General features: G+C 49.0%; 14 protein-coding genes. 12 read left to right on the top strand and 2 right to left on the bottom strand.

The annotated features are described in order from the left end of the window. The 4 genes from JNN12_00170 to JNN12_00185 all read left to right on the top strand — a co-directional run. Positions 1-178, top strand: a 178-nt coding sequence (locus JNN12_00170) for a DUF11 domain-containing protein (GenBank protein MBL7976722.1), incomplete at its 5' end; no start/stop codon positions are given. A gap of 542 nt (positions 179-720) precedes the next feature. After that, positions 721-3,603, top strand: coding sequence for a T9SS type A sorting domain-containing protein (locus JNN12_00175; GenBank protein MBL7976723.1), 2,883 nt, complete (start codon positions 721-723; stop codon positions 3,601-3,603). A gap of 16 nt (positions 3,604-3,619) precedes the next feature. Next, positions 3,620-6,718, top strand: a complete 3,099-nt coding sequence (locus tag JNN12_00180; protein MBL7976724.1) for a hypothetical protein — start codon at positions 3,620-3,622, stop codon at positions 6,716-6,718. A 169-nt stretch (positions 6,719-6,887) separates the two neighbouring features. Continuing rightward, positions 6,888-7,547, top strand: a complete 660-nt coding sequence (locus tag JNN12_00185) for a response regulator transcription factor (GenBank protein MBL7976725.1) — start codon at positions 6,888-6,890, stop codon at positions 7,545-7,547. A 43-nt stretch (positions 7,548-7,590) separates the two neighbouring features. On the opposite strand, the gene JNN12_00190 is transcribed toward JNN12_00185, so the two are convergent. After that, complete coding sequence (locus JNN12_00190; protein ID MBL7976726.1) at positions 7,591-9,462, bottom strand: M1 family metallopeptidase; 1,872 nt, start codon at positions 9,460-9,462, stop codon at positions 7,591-7,593. A gap of 88 nt (positions 9,463-9,550) precedes the next feature. On the opposite strand from JNN12_00190, the gene JNN12_00195 reads away from it, so the two are divergent. Continuing rightward, positions 9,551-10,789, top strand: coding sequence for an alkaline phosphatase family protein (locus JNN12_00195; GenBank protein MBL7976727.1), 1,239 nt, complete (start codon positions 9,551-9,553; stop codon positions 10,787-10,789). Here the strand turns inward: JNN12_00195 and JNN12_00200 are convergent. Beyond that, positions 10,786-11,025: a hypothetical protein gene (locus JNN12_00200; protein MBL7976728.1), complete on the bottom strand. Its 240-nt coding sequence runs from the start codon at positions 11,023-11,025 to the stop codon at positions 10,786-10,788. The genes JNN12_00195 and JNN12_00200 overlap by 4 nt on opposite strands. Before the next feature lie 190 nt (positions 11,026-11,215). On the opposite strand from JNN12_00200, the gene aroC reads away from it, so the two are divergent. The 7 genes from aroC to JNN12_00235 all read left to right on the top strand — a co-directional run. Beyond that, complete coding sequence (gene aroC, locus JNN12_00205) at positions 11,216-12,409, top strand: chorismate synthase (GenBank protein ID MBL7976729.1); 1,194 nt, start codon at positions 11,216-11,218, stop codon at positions 12,407-12,409. A gap of 31 nt (positions 12,410-12,440) precedes the next feature. Continuing rightward, positions 12,441-13,229, top strand: a complete 789-nt coding sequence (locus JNN12_00210; GenBank protein MBL7976730.1) for a hypothetical protein — start codon at positions 12,441-12,443, stop codon at positions 13,227-13,229. A gap of 13 nt (positions 13,230-13,242) precedes the next feature. Next, complete coding sequence (locus JNN12_00215; protein MBL7976731.1) at positions 13,243-13,518, top strand: hypothetical protein; 276 nt, start codon at positions 13,243-13,245, stop codon at positions 13,516-13,518. Between the two features lie 7 nt (positions 13,519-13,525). Further along, the gene (locus JNN12_00220) at positions 13,526-14,368 is read left to right on the top strand and encodes an MBL fold metallo-hydrolase (protein MBL7976732.1); all 843 of its coding nucleotides are present in this window, start codon (positions 13,526-13,528) and stop codon (positions 14,366-14,368) included. 13 nt (positions 14,369-14,381) lie between these two features. Next, entirely contained in the window at positions 14,382-14,831 is a 450-nt protein-coding gene (gene aroQ, locus JNN12_00225; GenBank protein MBL7976733.1) for a type II 3-dehydroquinate dehydratase, read from the top strand. 80 nt (positions 14,832-14,911) lie between these two features. After that, entirely contained in the window at positions 14,912-15,463 is a 552-nt protein-coding gene (locus JNN12_00230) for a thioredoxin fold domain-containing protein (protein MBL7976734.1), read from the top strand. 406 nt (positions 15,464-15,869) lie between these two features. Beyond that, positions 15,870-16,151: hypothetical protein (locus JNN12_00235; GenBank protein ID MBL7976735.1), on the top strand; the 282-nt coding region annotated here is incomplete at its 3' end.

The following is a 16,151-nucleotide window of genomic DNA, read 5'->3' on the forward strand; positions in this document are numbered from 1 at the left end:
TGAAGGCACGGCAAGCGCCACAGGGGTGGTGGTGCGCGATGTGCTGCCCACTGCCGTTTCGTATGTCAATTCTGTGGCCAGTCAAGGTTCTTATGACAACGGTACTGGCCTCTGGACGGTTGGAACCGTGGCTGTGGGTGCTACGCTCACCCTAACCATTACCGTGACCGTGAATTAATAACTTCCGCCGCTTCCCTCCGAGTCTCACCCCGTAGCCAGTAGGTTGCGGGGTGTTTTGGTTGTGCAGACATTGAAGCAATTATATCACTACGTTGCAAACTCCTGATATGGCACACTCCCAACCTGTCGGGTAGTATTTCTCCTAATTATTTAAGACGCATCGGTTCCTCTTTCCAATGGTGGATTTTTCTTCCACATAAGCGCAATCACAGATGGCGTATAGCTTGTCGTAAACGTAAAAAAAGGGATCCATTCGCGGATTTACCACCTGCTTTTCGAGCCTACCAATGTTTTTTACTACTTGTTCGGTTTTGCGTATTGTGGAAATGGTTGAGGAGGCTTCAAAACATAAACTATATAGAATTAGGGTTATGGCCTACGTTTAAGTCGGTTTTTTTATTCTGGTTAAACGTTCAATGGAATCTATGCTGTCAACCTTTGTGGGATGGATTGAAGTAGGCCCGATTGTGCTCAGGGGGTTCCTTCCAAAGACTTTTTTCCGTACTTTTAACATCTTCTTTAACGTTTACCGTCTTCTCAATGAAATATTCCATCCGCAAATTGGTTCTTTGGGGTGCGTTTGCTTTGATGGCCCCCGCTTTATTTGGCCAGACCTTCCGTGAAGGTGCAACTGCGATGCTCTTACAATCCGGATCGCTCCGTCCTGTTGGTGAAGGGCGTGTTGTACAAGTGATTCGCTCTTCCGGTCTTGTACAAGGGGCTTATGTAGCGGGTTTTGCGCAAAATACCTTACAACTTCAGGTGGTAAATGCCCAACAAGAAGTGCAATGGGTGATGCCGATCCCCCATGTACCTGATGCGCACTTTCCGTCGGTAGCCATTGGGGAAAGACGGGCCGTTTTGGTGCGTCCGGAAATAGGGCACGTGACTTTTTATAATGAAAAGGGGGAAGGGTTGGAACGCGTGTACCTTTTCAACGATCAAGCGACCCGACCGGAATTAGAGAAAGCGGCCCATGTGGTTATGGATTCGGCATCCGGACGTATAGTTATTGTCGCCATGCAACGGGCTACCTATGACGTGGCTGCGTCAGGGAACCTGCGGCTTTTTGTCTTTAATAAAGACGGTAAACGCTTGGTCGAGCACATACTTCCGCTCCCTGCCATCGAATCTTTAAAGCCCTCGGAAGACGGCAAATCGCTTAATATTCGGCAATATGGCCACCAAGCAGATCGCGTATTGATGGAAGAGGTAGAAATGGATTGGTCTGGCCAAGTATTAAATACCGATCGGAGCAGTTATGTGGTGCCCAATGTGCCACAACGGATGGCCGATATTACCTTTCCGTATCCAATAAAACCTTTTAATGAGCCACATCCCGTAACAGGGGCCTTCGGGGAATATCGTGGTCCCACCGATGGTCATTTCCACAATGGAACAGATGTTCCAGAAGTGGATGGCTCGCCCGTTTATGCCGTGTTGGATGCCACCGTTACGGGTAGGTCGGATACGGGGGTGAATGCCTATATCCGCGCCGGAAACTATGTCTATGTTCACATCGTCCCCAATCCGGCTTTGTCTATTGGGAGTAGCGTAAAAGCAGGCGAAACGGTACTCGGAACCATTATTGCGGGGCAAGGACATGTCCACTTTTCGGAGGGCCCGCCGGGTAATTATACCAATGCCATTCGTCCGACGGGCGGATTTTCGCCATTTGCGGATACCTGGAAGCCGAGTATCAGCGAAATCCGTTTTCAACATGCCGAGGCAGGGCAAATATTGCAACCAACAGGCTTAACTGGAAAAATTAAAATCACCTTTCGGGTTCAAGATCCCATTGGCCCGCCAACAGGTAGTGCCGCCACCCAGAATAATGGGGCCTATATCGTGGGTTATGATGTCCGCAAACGCGACCGGACGACGGTTGTCCATTCCCCCTCGTCGGATGGCGTGGTTTTCCGGTTCGAGGGCATCCCTTCGGATGATTACGTGCATTTTGTCTATGACCAAAGCCAGTCCTCGAACAGTAGCCATGTTTATATTGTCACCAACTCTTCCACCGCAGCTGGCGCTTGGGATACGACGAAACTACCGGATGGCGAGTATACGGTTCGGCTTTTTGCACGGGATTCCAGAGGAAACGAGGACGTCGTTTTTCAAGAGGTGCGTATCCTGCAACGGGATATTATTCCGCCGTCTGCTCCAGTTTGGCTATTGACGGGCCTACAAGGGGAACCTAAACTTAGTTGGGTACAAGCTGCTGTTCCTGATTTGGTGGGCTTCCGGCTGTTTGTTGCCGACACGCCTTTCGCTACAGGCACCCAGCTTCTTTCGGAACAAGAACTGAGTAGTTCGGTCAGAACTCATGCCCTTTCTGAGGCCCCCAAGGCCCAATACTATTATTTGGCATCGGTAGATAATGCCACGCCACCTAATGTGAGCGTGCAAAGCGATGTTTATGGACGTAGCCCTTATACGGGAAATAAAAAAATCTTGGTGGTGGATGGTTTCGACCGCTTTGGCGGTTCGGGGAGTTGGGCAAAGCCTTTTCATGTTTCTGCCGGAATTTATGGGCAGGCCATTGACCGAAATGGGCTCGGTTTTGAAACCGTTGCCAACGAAGCGGTGGTTTCCGGATTGGTAGATATGAAGCAATACGATGCCGTTATGTGGGTCTTGGGCGATGAATCCACGACCGATGAAACGTTTTCGGATGCGGAGCAGTTGCTCATACGTGCTTATCTGGAAAATGGGGGGCGGCTTTTTGTAAGTGGCTCGGAAGTGGCTTGGGACCTGGGTTCTAAGGGAACCCCTACCGATCAGGCATTTTTGGGGCAATTCCTCAAAACTGCGTATGCCGGAGACAATGCCGCGAACTACGAAGTGAGGGGGATAACTGGAACGTTGGCCGAAGGCTTGTCCTTTCGATATGGCGCTTCGCCTTATACCGAGGATTACCCCGATTTTATAAACTCGGCCAATGGTGGACAAACGGTATTGCAATATGGCAATGGCCGAATCGCGGGAGTGGCGTATAGTGGGACGTTTGGGAGTACTTCTAAGGTGGGAAAAATGGTGTATTTCGCCTTCCCGTTTGATACCATAGATACCCTCGAAAACCGACGGGAAGTCTTTAGAAGGGTATTGTCCTTTCTTTTGGACGAAACCATTTCGCCCGTTGAATCCGAGGCAATTCCCCACGAAAATCTGCTTGCAGCAGCCTATCCGAATCCGTTCTTTGGTGTTGCCCATTTCCATTATATAGTCCCCAAGACCACCTCCCTTAGAATATCGGTATATGATATATTGGGTAGAGAAGTGCAAAAGTTATACGATGCGCCCGTGGCTGCTGGAAGCCATACACTAAACTGGCAGCCAGAAAATGTCGCCAGTGGTCTTTATTTTGTCATGTTTCAAACAGATACGGGCCTGCAAAAGATTCGTTTAACGTACCTGCGATAGGGCTTTGGAGTTACCAATGTTGCAACACTCCCCCATATCCCTCTTTTCGTATCGGTCTTGGTTCAGCCGGATTGTTATCATGATATGGGGTTTGGTGCAAGTGGTTTTTGCACAGTCATTCAATATTCCACAGGAACCGAGTTTCGACCACATTGGGGTGGAAGATGGGTTGTCGCAATCTATTGTGAGCAGCATTATTAAAGACCAAGATGGGTTTATGTGGTTTGGTACCCGCGATGGCCTCAATCGCTGGGATGGGTATTCTTTCAGGGTTTACCGGAACAGCCCATTTAATGAAAAAACCGTTATTGGTGCAGGGATAGATAAGTTAATACTTGACAAAAAAGGCCGGCTATGGGCCGCCTCGGTGCAGGGATATAGCCGATACAATCCGGCTACCGAAGACTTTCAGCAGTTTCGTAGCCCGGCGCCTACATCTATGCGTTCGGGGGTTATGCAGCATGAACAATATTTTTATAATGTTTCTGTTGCAAATGAAGTGATTGAATTTAATTCAGAAACAGGGAAGTTCCGGAAAGGAGCCCCTTTTGCTTCAGGCACATTGACCATGCTCTCGCTTAAAGGTAAGATTTATGTGGGAGGTATTGGGGTAATGTGCCTGCTCAATGTTACAGACCTCAGTTGCGATCCATTGCTCCGAACACCGAATACGATTTCCATTTTGGCCTTAGACCATGAAGATGCAGAAAGTTTTTGGGGGTTTGCTGCAAAGCCGAATAAACAAGCACATACGGATCTAATACAATTTAATGCGAAAGGTGAGATCAAAAAAACGATCACTTTAAAAGTCCGACTGCCCATGCCCTATCAAATTAAAAAAATGGGGCAGAATATGTTTATTTCCACAAATAGTGGTTTATTTGTGGTAGATATAGATCGAGGCACATTGTTGCGTACCTTCCTCCGGTCCGATAAAAAAAATGGTCTGGGTAACCACGATATTTTGGCACTTTATGTTGATGAACAGGAAAGTGTGTGGCTGGGGACTTTTGGTGGCGTTTATCGCCTAAGGTTACATAAGCCTTCTTTCCATTTATTTAGAAACCAGCCAAGCAATGCAAATTCATTGAGCAGTTCGGATGTGAATGGAATGTTTGAAGGCCGAGACGGCAAAATTTGGATTGGGACAGCGGATGGGTTGAATCGTTTTGACCCCAAGACCGAACAGTTCGATCGGTATCTCCAGCCTGTCCGTGAGGGCAATACCAACCTCAATAATATCTGGAATGTACTGGAAGCGCAGGACGGAACCATTTGGTTAGGAACCAAGGCCAATTGTCTTTGGCGCCTCGATCGGGGGAGCCGAAGATTTATCCAAGAAAAGCGATTGCGTTGTTTAGGAACAGGTATTCGGGTGCTGAAGGAAAGCAAATCGGGTAAATTGCTGATCGGGTCGGCGAGCGGACTAATTCTTTTCGACCCGCATAAGGGCCAGATGGAGCACATTGGGTATAATGCTGACAATGACTTTTCTCTGACCGATGGCCGGGTCAATGCCATTTATGAGGCACCCGATGAAACCCTTTGGGTGGGAACGGATGTGGGATTGAACCATATTGACCTGAAACGTCGGCGCATTATAGCCTATCAACAAGAAGTGAAAAAAAAATATACCATCAGCAATAACAATATCTGGAATATTCTGCCAGATCAAAAACATCCAAACATCTTGTGGCTCGGCACCATTGGCGGGGGACTCAATCGGTTCGACATACAAACCGGGAAAAGCACGCATGTTCGCACGGAAGATGGCTTACCCAGTAATGTGATCTATGGATTATTGTTTGATAAAAAAGGCCGTTTATGGATGAGTACAGCGGTAGGTATCTCCCATTTTGATCCCAACCAGAATCCCCATCAATTTGTTGGCTACCGAGAAAAAGACGGCTTACAGGGATTAGAATACAACCTGATGTCGTATATGGCTGCACGGGATGGTACCCTGTATTTTGGCGGCCCTAATGGGCTAAATCGTTTGGAACCCATACGTATCGGGCAAAGTAACTTTACACCTCCATTGGTGGTCTCGCTCTTTCGGATTGGTTATAAACATTTAATGGGCAGACGAAAAAGCGGAGACCGAATTATTTTGCAGCACAATGAAAATAATTTTTCGATTGAATTTGCTGCATTGGACTATGCCGATCCGTATAAAAACCAGTACCAATACAAACTTGAAGGCTTTGATGCTGACTGGATGACGCAGGCAGGGAGGAGGCCCACCGCACACTACACCAATGTCCCACCGGGTGATTATACCTTTGAAGTCAAGGGGTCGAATAGTGATGGGCGTATGAATCAAAGCAATAGGTTGTTGATTTATATAACCATTAAATCCGTGTTTTGGCAAACATGGTGGTTTCAATTTAGCTTGGTGTTATTGGTCTTGTTGTTATGTGCTTTTTTATATACAAAGTATCAAAAGCATAAGCAATACGAAGCTACCCGAATGGTGGCCGAAGAACGTGAGATCAAGAAACGCTTGGCCGAGAGCCGTGACCGCGAACGATTGCGCATTGCACAAGAATTGCATGATGGCCCTATGCAGCAACTTTATACCATCGGCCACCAATTGGATGATTTGGCGATAATCGCGCCCCAGAGTCAGGCGATTCGGGTCAATCTGAATAAAGTGGCGGCGGAACTTCGAGAAGTAGTGGGCGAACTCCGGCCAGCCATGCTACGGTTGTTGGGGTTGTTGCCTGCGCTGAAAGCCCTGATCCGACGGGTTGAAAAACGTGCGCCGGATTTGGTGATAACCACAAAATTTAAAGCGGATGGCAAGGCATGGCCGGAAGAACTACAACACGCGCTTTACCGCATTTTGCAAGAAGTGATGAGTAATGTACTTAAACATGCAGACGCTTCGGAGGTACATATACAACTGTCGGAAGTCCAAAATAAGGTACAATTTATCATTTCCGATAATGGTAAGGGATTTCACCTTCCGGATAAACTGGTAGATTTGGCGCGTGCCAATCATTATGGGCTTTTGGGATGTGTGGAACGCGCCGAAATCTTGAATGGAACGGTTCATGTCCAATCTATCCCCCACCACGGAACCAAAATCTTGGTTGAAATCCCATTGCTCTGAACGATGTTATACAGTTGGTGCGGTCGCATACGAATAGAACTTTAGAACCATTGCAAGGAAGCGGTTTTGGAATTACCTTAGAAAAGTTATTTGTTTGCGCTACGTTTCTTTCAGCCCTTTTCCTCTGTCTATTCCAAAGCGCAATGCCTTTCCCTTTGGAACCAATACCATGACAACTACACCGATCCGAATAGTGTTGGCCGATGACCATCCGGCTTTTAGGGAAGGAGTGCGTTCCCGATTGGCCGTTGAGCCTGGCTTTTTGGTAGTTGGAGAAGCTTCTGATGGCCATTCGGCCCTTGCAACCGCTCGACAGCACCTGCCGGATGTCTTGCTATTAGATATGGAAATGCCCGGCCTTTCGGGGCTTGAAGTTACCGAAGCCTTGCACAAAACCCACCCTGAAATACACATCTTGATATTGAGTGCGTATGAAGATGAAGACTATATTTTTGGGGTTTTGGAATTAGGGGCTGTTGGGTATCTTACAAAACACGAGCCACTCAACACCATTGTTGAGGCGGTGATGGAGGTCGCCAAAGGCGAAACCCGCTGGTTGAGTCGCAGAATTGCGGCGTTGTCTTCCGGCATTCAGGAGAAAAAACAATCTCCGGTTACCAAATTACTAGGTGGATTGAGTGACCGCGAGAACGAGGTATTACTGACCTTGGCACGTGGTCTCTCTAATCAGGAAATCGGGGAAAAGTTATTTATTTCGGAAAGTACGGTTAAAAAGCACGTCAACAGCCTCTACGAAAAAATTGGCCTTAGTACCCGTGCACAGGTGGTTGCTTGGGCTTGGAAAAACGGCATTGTCACCGATCTTTAGCAATGGGGCGCAACGTTCTGGCTTTGTAGGAGGCCCTACCAAATTAAAAAACACCTGCGGCTAAAGCCATCCATTGTTGAATCCAGAGGAGTAGCCTGCGTTTAAGGGCTCCCGAAAAGTGGCCATCCGGTGCGATGGTTTTTTGGTTATTTAGGCGATCTAAGTCTAAACGGTTTTGGAATGAGGGATCAATGTGTACCGCTCGAATGTTTTGGGGAAACGAAAAGGCTTTCCACCGATCGCGGCCTTCCCAATATTTCCAAACGACCTCGCGATTTTCCAAGACAAACCGAACGCTTTGTGGAAAGAAGCCATCTCCTAAGTTTTGCAGCCAGACGGTTTTCCCACGAATATCACCTACGGCATAATCGTTGGTGGCGGCTGAAAACAAGTATTGTTGGAAAAACCAGCCGAGAGGACGGCCAGCAACCTCTTCTGCAACGGCCATGAAATCGTGGGTGGTAGGGTGTTTGTATTGCCATCGTGAAGCATATGTTCGTAATAGGTTTTGCATGGTACGTGTGCCGAGCAACTCTTCGAGTGCGGCGAGCATGGTTCCTGGTTTTGAATAGGAGCAAGTACGGAAGGCATCATCCGAGGTGAATTTCCACGTATCGGTAACCACCACACAGCGATTGTCGCGGTCTAGGGTAAAGGACAAACGTTGCAAAACGCCGTCAGAGAGTGGAAACCCCGGAAGGTCTAAGGCGGACCCGCTGCCATACGCCGCATCCATGATCTTGTGTTCGGTATATGAATTGATCCCTTCGTCTAACCACGACTCTTCGAATTCGTTGCTCGCAACCAAGCCATACCAAAACTGATGCCCAAACTCGTGAATGGTTACGGCTTCGAGAAAACGCGACCAAGAGGGCGTGCCATACGAAGTGCCGCAGGTAATCAGCGTTGGATACTCCATGCCATTGGCCCCAGAAAGTGCATCTACAAGGGTAAGGGTGTCATAAGGATACGTTCCATACCAGCGATCAAAGTACGTAAGCGCGGTAAGGGCGGCATCTAAATGGCGTTGTCCCTGCGCAGCGTGAACTTCCTGCACCAATGCCCGGATTTTTACATGCTTCCAAGTAGTGGTGAATTCTCGGAAAGACCGCGAGGCCGTCCATGCAAAGTCGTGTACATCCTGTGCTTCATAGACAAACGTGGTTCGGTGGCCATCAGAGGTGCGTGCCGTTTCGCGCCCTGTAGCGCCTATCAAATAGCCATTTGGGACAGTCATTTCCACTTTGTAGCTACCGAAGTCGGCATAAAATTCCGAGTTTGAATGGAATTGATGGGTGTTCCAGCGCCCGGTTGTGGCATTTGCGGGCACATACCGTCTTCCGGGTGGTTCATATACCCCAAATTTAGGGAACCACTGGGCTATCATAAAGAAAGAATGTCCGGCTTCATCGGTGGACCAGCCCGTCCGGGCAAAAATACGCGGCAGTTTGGCCTTAAATTCCACCTCTAACGACACGGTCTTGCCCGGTGGCACTGCTTGAGGCAAAGAAAGGGCCGCTACGGTAAAATCATCCGGATTTCCATCATCAGGCCGGATGAAAGAAAGCCCCGAACGAAGGTCTGGCCCATTGGTCTGGCGAATGTTTATAAGGTCTATACGACCCCAAGTATCTTTTCCACCGGTCTTAAAACCCCGATGTTCGCCACCACTTTCGCGCATAAAGGTAGATTTGGCATTCCGAAAGGCGTTCAGATACAGATGGAATTGTAACGTTTGGACAGGTGTAGGACCTGTATTGCGCCACGTCATGGTTTGTGTACCTGTCAGTGTTTTGCGCGCCGCATCCAGCTGGACTTTAATATGATACGACACCACACGCGCACTCTGAGGCAGTTGGGCCTGTAAAAAAGTGGGCAATAGGCCTAAAAACAGGAGACAGATTGCTTTTTTCATCGTAGATTGGGGTTTGTACAAAGGTACGCAACCGCGCATTTGAATCAAAATACGGCGTTAAGCAGGCTTCATTTTTTTAGGAGGAACCATGCGGTATATTTTAGGGATTACCCTTTTGGTGTGGAGTGGGTGTAAGGCCCCGGCCACGCTACGCCCTGCGACAGACGAGAGTATCCCGTTGATCTTGATTTCTTTAGATGGCTTTCGGAGCGATTATTGGCAAAAGACCGAGGCGCCAGCCTTGCGGCAATTGGTGGCCGCTGGGGTTCGTGCGGAATGGATGACGCCTTCCTTTCCTTCCAAAACCTTCCCCAATCACTATACACTGGTCACGGGGCTTTATCCCGATCATCATGGCATCATCAACAATACGATGTATGACAGTACCCAGACCGATTTTTTCTCTCTGAGGAACCGGAAAGCGGTTACGGACCCACACTGGTGGGGGGGTGAACCCATATGGGTGACGGCACAAAAACAAGGAAAGCGGTCGGGGGTAATGTTCTGGCCCGGCTCCGAAACCCCGATCAAGGGAGTACATCCAACGTACTGGAAAGTTTATGAACATGAAATGCCTGGAATTGCCCGTGTAGATACCATGCTTGCATGGTTAGACCTTCCGCAAGAAAAACGCCCCCAACTCTTTACCTTATACTTTAGTCAAACCGATGATGCCGGACACCGCTATGGCCCGGATGCGCCAGAAACCGAAGCCGCAATCCGCGAAGTGGATGGCTACCTTGCTCCGCTATTGGCTGGGTTGGAAAAAAGAGGCATGGCCGGAAAGGTGAACCTCATTGTCACGTCCGATCATGGGATGCTGAACATCAGCTTAGACCGTGTGATGCAGGTGGAGGATTATGTAGATATGAGACAATTAGAGCGTTATATTGGGGGCGAAATTGGTTATTTTTGGCCTAAAAAGGGAAAAACAGACTCGGTTCTTCAAGCGTTAAAGCGTATGCCAAATGCCCAGACCTACAAAAAGGAAGCCCTGCCGAAACGATTCCATTACGGAACCCACTACCGGATATCACCCATTATCAGCCTCTCGCATGAGGGCTGGATGCAAATGACAAGGGAACAATTTCGGTATGCCCAAAATAACCCAAACTATAACAAAGGTACACATGGCCACGACAATGCGCTTGCATCTATGCGGGCTACATTTATAGCGAATGGCCCTGCATTCAAAAAAGGAAAAACCGTTTCGGCCTTTGATAACATACATCTGTATGCCTTACTCTGCCATTTACTTGGGGTGACACCAGCCTCTAACGATGGCCAACTGTCAGCCATTCGTGCGGTATTGCGCGGCGCACCTTAATGCCCATATATGGTGTCTATGACTGTATGCCAATGAGACTGCTGCATAAGGGTTTGGATGTTGTAAAACTCTGTGAATCCACAAAGTGGGCACGAAACAGCTAAATAACCAGTTTCTGCCTCGGCTTCTGCAGCTTCGGGAGTGGCGTGTACCCGATGGGTGTGGGCACCTTTATGGTGGCATTTTGGACACTTAAAACGGTGGGAAAACGTTTCTTCAAGACTCATCTTTGGCATGGGAATCTATGATTTTGTGGTGCAGCACCAAGACGCATCGTTTGAGTAATAAATGAAACACGGTCTTGGTGGTTTGCAATGGATGGAAAGTATGTAACTTCATGCTGGCATTGCGTTAGCAAATCCCCCCAAACAGGGTACGATTTTTCCGTACAGTCCTTTTTTTGTTTTAACCACTTTTTCCCATATGATCCGATATTTTACCGCAGGAGAATCGCACGGAGAAGCCTTGATTGGCATTGTGGAGGGTGTTCCGGCTGGTGTTCCTCTCCACCCTAATGACCTGAACGAGCATACACGGCGGCGTTGGCAGGGGTATGGCCGGGGTGGACGTGCCAAGATTGAGACCGATCAGGTACACCTCTATTCTGGCGTCCGGTTTGCCGAAACGATGGGCAGCCCCATTGCCATTAAATTAGAAAATACGTCGTATCACAAAGACAAAGCCAATTGGCCACAAGTCATGTCGGTGGATGGATCGGGCGAAGGGATCGAGAAAATCACGCTGCCACGTCCGGGTCATGCCGATTTGGTGGGGGTTCAGAAATACCACTTGGATGACATTCGGCCTGTAATAGACCGTTCTTCGGCCCGTGAAACCGCCATGCGCGTGGCATGTTGCTCGGTGGCGCGGCAGTTCCTGCGGCAAGTGGGCATCGAGATTGGAAGCCATGTGGTACGAATCGGTGCAGTTGGGTATGAAGACCCTTCCGCTTGGCAAGACCGCGTACAGGCGCTGATAGAGGAAGGCGGCGCTGCTGCCTTATACCGTGCGGCGGATGAAAGCGAGGTGCGGATATTAGACAATGACCTGACGGAACGTTGTATCGAGCACATAAAAGAAACCAAAAAAAGCGGTGATTCGCTTGGTGGGGCCTACGAGGTGGTGATTACCGGTGTGCCGCCAGGGTTGGGGTCTTATGTCCAATGGGACCGTAAGTTAGACGGCCTTTTGGGACAAGCCATTCTCTCGATTCAGGCACAAAAAGCCGTAGAAATTGGTGATGGACTTTTGGGCAGCATGTTGCCGGGATCGCAGATACATGACGAAATTTACAAAAAGGGGGACACCTTCCGGCGGCGCACCAACCGCGCTGGTGGCATTGAAGGCGGGGTGACGAATGGGATGCCCATCGTTATTCGTGGCTATATGAAACCCATTCCTACCCTGATTAAACCCCTTGAAACAGCAGATATGAATACAGGTGAATCCCAACCTACCCGATACGAACGCAGTGATGTTACCAGTGTGCCCGCTGCTTCTACCGTGGCCGAATCGGTGGTGGCGGTGGTGCTGGCGAATGCATTCTTAGAGAAATTTGGCGGAGACAGCCTTTCCGAGATCAAAGCCCGTTACAGTGAAGAGGTGATGTGGCGGCAATAAAGGCATTCGATCATTGTTTTGGAGTTGTATCATGTTTTATTCCCCTTCCCCTATTCTGAAAAACCTTTTCCCGCTCGTCTTGGTTGCCATTGGTTCGGCAATGGGCGTGCATGCACAGATGTTTTCCATCCCCAGTCGCGAAAAAACCGAAACCTCGGAACGCGGGCTTTCCGTGGGACGTCTAAAAGGAACCTACCAAATCAGGGCAGATTTGGCGTCGGGAGGGACTCAGACGCTTCGCTTCGACCCGATGCAGCTCTATTATGCGGTCTTGCAAACGCCCGGACTGGTGGTGTCGGGTGTACTCGGAAGCGTCAACGCCTGTGATACAGGGGCCAGTTGTGTGTACGAAATCCGAGATTTTCATGCCGCTTCTATAAATGGTATCCCGCTTAATCGCCAAGGACGCAACCAGTTTTCCGTCCCGATTGGCTTGGTGCTGGATTTTCGCCGGAGTGGCCCGAAAGACCAGTTTAATGCCCCTGGTGCATATTTTGGGGTAACCGCTGCACAATTAGCGACCGGAGTGGCGGGAGACCTGCGGGTAGGACGTAAAACGGCATTGGTTTTTCGGGCAATGGCAGGGGGCGGGCTGGCTTTACAGACGCAAGACAGTGGATTGGGCCTTGCCCGACAATACGATGCGACTGCCGAACTGCGGCTTTCAGGGCTAATAGGCCGTTATGGCTTGGTTATTGGGGCCGATCTGCGCGGCTTCGACTGGGATGTTCGGTACACGGGCCTCCAGTTCAAATCATCTCCGCAGCAAACCCGCTATGCTGGTAAACAAATGGGGGCGCGGGTGGGAATCCTTTTTTAATAGGTATTATTGCATGAAGACAGAAGCAATGGTAAAAGAACTGGCACAATTAGCCGGAAAATTAGGAATACGGGTGGTTTTTGATGCCGGAAACTTTCGAGGCGGCGCCTGCGAGGTGAAGCAGCGTCCGTATCTTGTGCTCAATAAACGACATCCGGCGGAAGTGCATGTGGGCTTATTGGCCGAACGGCTCCGAGACATGCCCGAAGAAGCGCTAACCGTCCGACCAGCCGTCCGAAAAGTCCTTGAAGCCCTTTGGCAGGCACGCAAGCCCGATACGCCCGAATGAGAACTCCATGACGGATCCGCATAAAATCAAAATTACCTTTCTCGGAACCGGTACTTCCACCGGCGTTCCTGTATTGGGTTGCACCTGCGAAATTTGCACCTCCACCGATCCGCGCGACAAACGATTGCGGTGTTCGGCCTTTATCGAGGTGAATGGACTCCATTTGCTCATAGATTCTGGCCCCGATTTTCGCTACCAAGCCATGCGGGCACAAATCAAACAAGTAGATGCCGTACTTTATACACATCACCACTACGACCATGTGTTTGGGATGGAAGATTTGCGGCCCTATTTTTTTTATAATCCCCATCCCATTCCTTGTTATGTAGCCCCCAATGTAGGGCAGGTATTGCAGACGATGTTTGGCTACATCTTTCAAGATGGCTCCTATCCCGGTGTCCCCAAAATGGTACTGAGGTCCGTTTCGGCGCCCTTCGAGGTCTCTGGGCGGTATAGCTTTGATGTGGCATTGCCGGATGGCACGCCGCTACACCAAGAAAATACCGACTGCAAGGTCTCGATTACCCCCATTCCGTTGTTTCATGGGGCACTTCCGATTTATGGCTATCGAATTGGAAATATGGCCTATCTGACGGATACCAGTGCCATTCCGGAGTCCTCTATGACTTTGCTTAAAGGGCTGGATTTATTGGTCTTGGATGCCCTTAGGCCGCAAGAACATCATTCCCACTTTTCGATTGCACAAGCCATTGAAGCCGCTACGCAGATTGGTGCAAAGCGCACCTATTTTATCCACATGACCCATCAGGTGCTACATGAGCGGGAAGAAGCCTTGTTACCTTCGCATATCCGCTTTGCGTTTGATGGCCTGATGTTAGAAACAGCCTAAATACGCTAACGCTATGCGCATTCTTGTCTTAAATGGCCCTAATCTGAACCTCTTGGGCGAACGAGAGCCAGAGAAATATGGCAAAACCACCTTGAAAGACATCGAGGCGGAACTCAGGATGAATTTCCCAGAAGCAACATTTGCCTTTTTTCAGAGCAATCACGAAGGCGAACTGATAGATCGGTTACATCAGGCACACCGCGAGCAGGTGGAAGGCGTGGCCTTTAATCCGGGGGGCTATACCCATACGTCCGTAGCCTTGCGTGATGCCATCGCCGCCATACGTCCGGTGGTGGTAGAGGTACATATTTCCAATGTTCATGCCCGTGAGCCTTTTCGCCATACCTCGATGCTGGCCCCTGTTTGTGCAGGACAAATTGCAGGCTTGGGTACGTTTGGCTATCACTTAGCCGTTCAATACCTGATCAGGGCAAACCGCCAGGTTCATGAAAAAAATAAATAGAAACGTTTTTCTGTTCACCTACGGAGATCAAGGCACGGTTTTGGGTGTCTAATAGATCACCTAAACATCATCCTGATATCATGAAACAAACCATTTTTTATGTTGTCGCCCCGCTGTGGTTTTTGGGTTTGCTCTCCGCAGGCCGTACTTGTGCCCAAAACCCGCCCGAACCACAATCCCTCACACGTCCTGTGGTGGCGGATACCACCCTCCGGTGGAAATCTTTTCCAGATGCCGTGGCCGAGGCAGAAGCCACCGATAAAAAACTCTTGATCTTTGTCTATACCGATTGGTGCGGCTGGTGTCGAAAGTTTCAGCGCGAGGTTTATACCGACCCCGCCGTGCGCCAATACCTGAATGAAACCTATGCCATCACCCGTGTAAATGCCGAGGGTACACAATCCCTCTCTTTTAAAAATATGACCTTTACAGAGTCGGAACTGGCACTTTCACTACAAGTACGGGGTTTTCCAACCCATGTTTTTATGGCGCCGGGACGGGAGAAACTGCAATACCTCTATGCCATGCCTGGTTTTATGCCTTCGGATAAATTTGGCAAAACCCTTCGATACTTCGGGGAGAACCACTTCGAGAATACTTCTTTAGATGCGTATCTGGGTAATTCTGAATGAGAAAATGCTGTACAGGCAACAAAGGGTATGGTTGGAGGTGGCGAAGACACCAGTAACTCCCCAAGCACATTCTTAACCTCCGCGAATATAGTACAAGACCCCTTAGCACATGTTTAAGACTGAGTCTTGTAAGGATATGGCCAAGATTTAATCATTAGTGATTGTTCACCTCGGCGGATAGCCATTAGTCAGCTAATTATTACACGTCTTTATAAGGGCACTGTGTTGTTTTTTGTGTGAATATTGATTGGGGTGGGGGTAGTCGTGTCATTTTTTTGAAAGAAGTCAACTTTTTTGAGGTAAGTGGTTGCCGAGTAGCCTTAAGGTGGCACATTCTTTGTTGTTCACTGAGGCGTACTGTGCATCCTGTATGATTGCATTTAACTAATCTAATCTATTGTCTCCTATGCCAAAGAATAAAATAACGTCAACTGAGAAAATAGGTATCCCAGTTTTTATTTATCGCCATTGGGGTAACTTGTCTGTGTGGCAGCGAAAATTACTTTTTGTTGTAGGGCTATTCTTGCTGTTTTCGGTCTCTGTTCAGGCACAAATCACGGGAACGGTGTTTCGTGATTTTAACGGCAATGGCACAAAAGAAAGCGCCGAGCCATTGGTGGCGGGGGTTGAGGTAAAAGCCTATGATACCGCAGGCAGCCAATGTGGCACCACCCAAACGACAACGGCG

Source organism: Bacteroidetes Order II. bacterium, assembly GCA_016788705.1.
Lineage (GTDB): Bacteria > Bacteroidota > Rhodothermia > Rhodothermales > UBA2364 > UBA2364.

What these genes read in the sequence shown, in the direction of transcription:
- JNN12_00185 (MBL7976725.1), top strand. Translation starts at nt 6,888, where the DNA reads ATGACAACTACACCGATCCGAATAGTGTTGGCCGATGACCATCCGGCT.
- JNN12_00210 (MBL7976730.1), top strand. Translation starts at nt 12,441, where the DNA reads ATGTTTTATTCCCCTTCCCCTATTCTGAAAAACCTTTTCCCGCTCGTC.
- JNN12_00175 (MBL7976723.1), top strand. Translation starts at nt 721, where the DNA reads ATGAAATATTCCATCCGCAAATTGGTTCTTTGGGGTGCGTTTGCTTTG.
- JNN12_00180 (MBL7976724.1), top strand. Translation starts at nt 3,620, where the DNA reads ATGTTGCAACACTCCCCCATATCCCTCTTTTCGTATCGGTCTTGGTTC.
- JNN12_00215 (MBL7976731.1), top strand. Translation starts at nt 13,243, where the DNA reads ATGAAGACAGAAGCAATGGTAAAAGAACTGGCACAATTAGCCGGAAAA.
- JNN12_00195 (MBL7976727.1), top strand. Translation starts at nt 9,551, where the DNA reads ATGCGGTATATTTTAGGGATTACCCTTTTGGTGTGGAGTGGGTGTAAG.
- JNN12_00200 (MBL7976728.1), bottom strand. Translation starts at nt 11,025, where the DNA reads ATGCCAAAGATGAGTCTTGAAGAAACGTTTTCCCACCGTTTTAAGTGT.
- aroQ (MBL7976733.1), top strand. Translation starts at nt 14,382, where the DNA reads ATGCGCATTCTTGTCTTAAATGGCCCTAATCTGAACCTCTTGGGCGAA.
- JNN12_00230 (MBL7976734.1), top strand. Translation starts at nt 14,912, where the DNA reads ATGAAACAAACCATTTTTTATGTTGTCGCCCCGCTGTGGTTTTTGGGT.
- JNN12_00190 (MBL7976726.1), bottom strand. Translation starts at nt 9,462, where the DNA reads ATGAAAAAAGCAATCTGTCTCCTGTTTTTAGGCCTATTGCCCACTTTT.
- JNN12_00220 (MBL7976732.1), top strand. Translation starts at nt 13,526, where the DNA reads ATGACGGATCCGCATAAAATCAAAATTACCTTTCTCGGAACCGGTACT.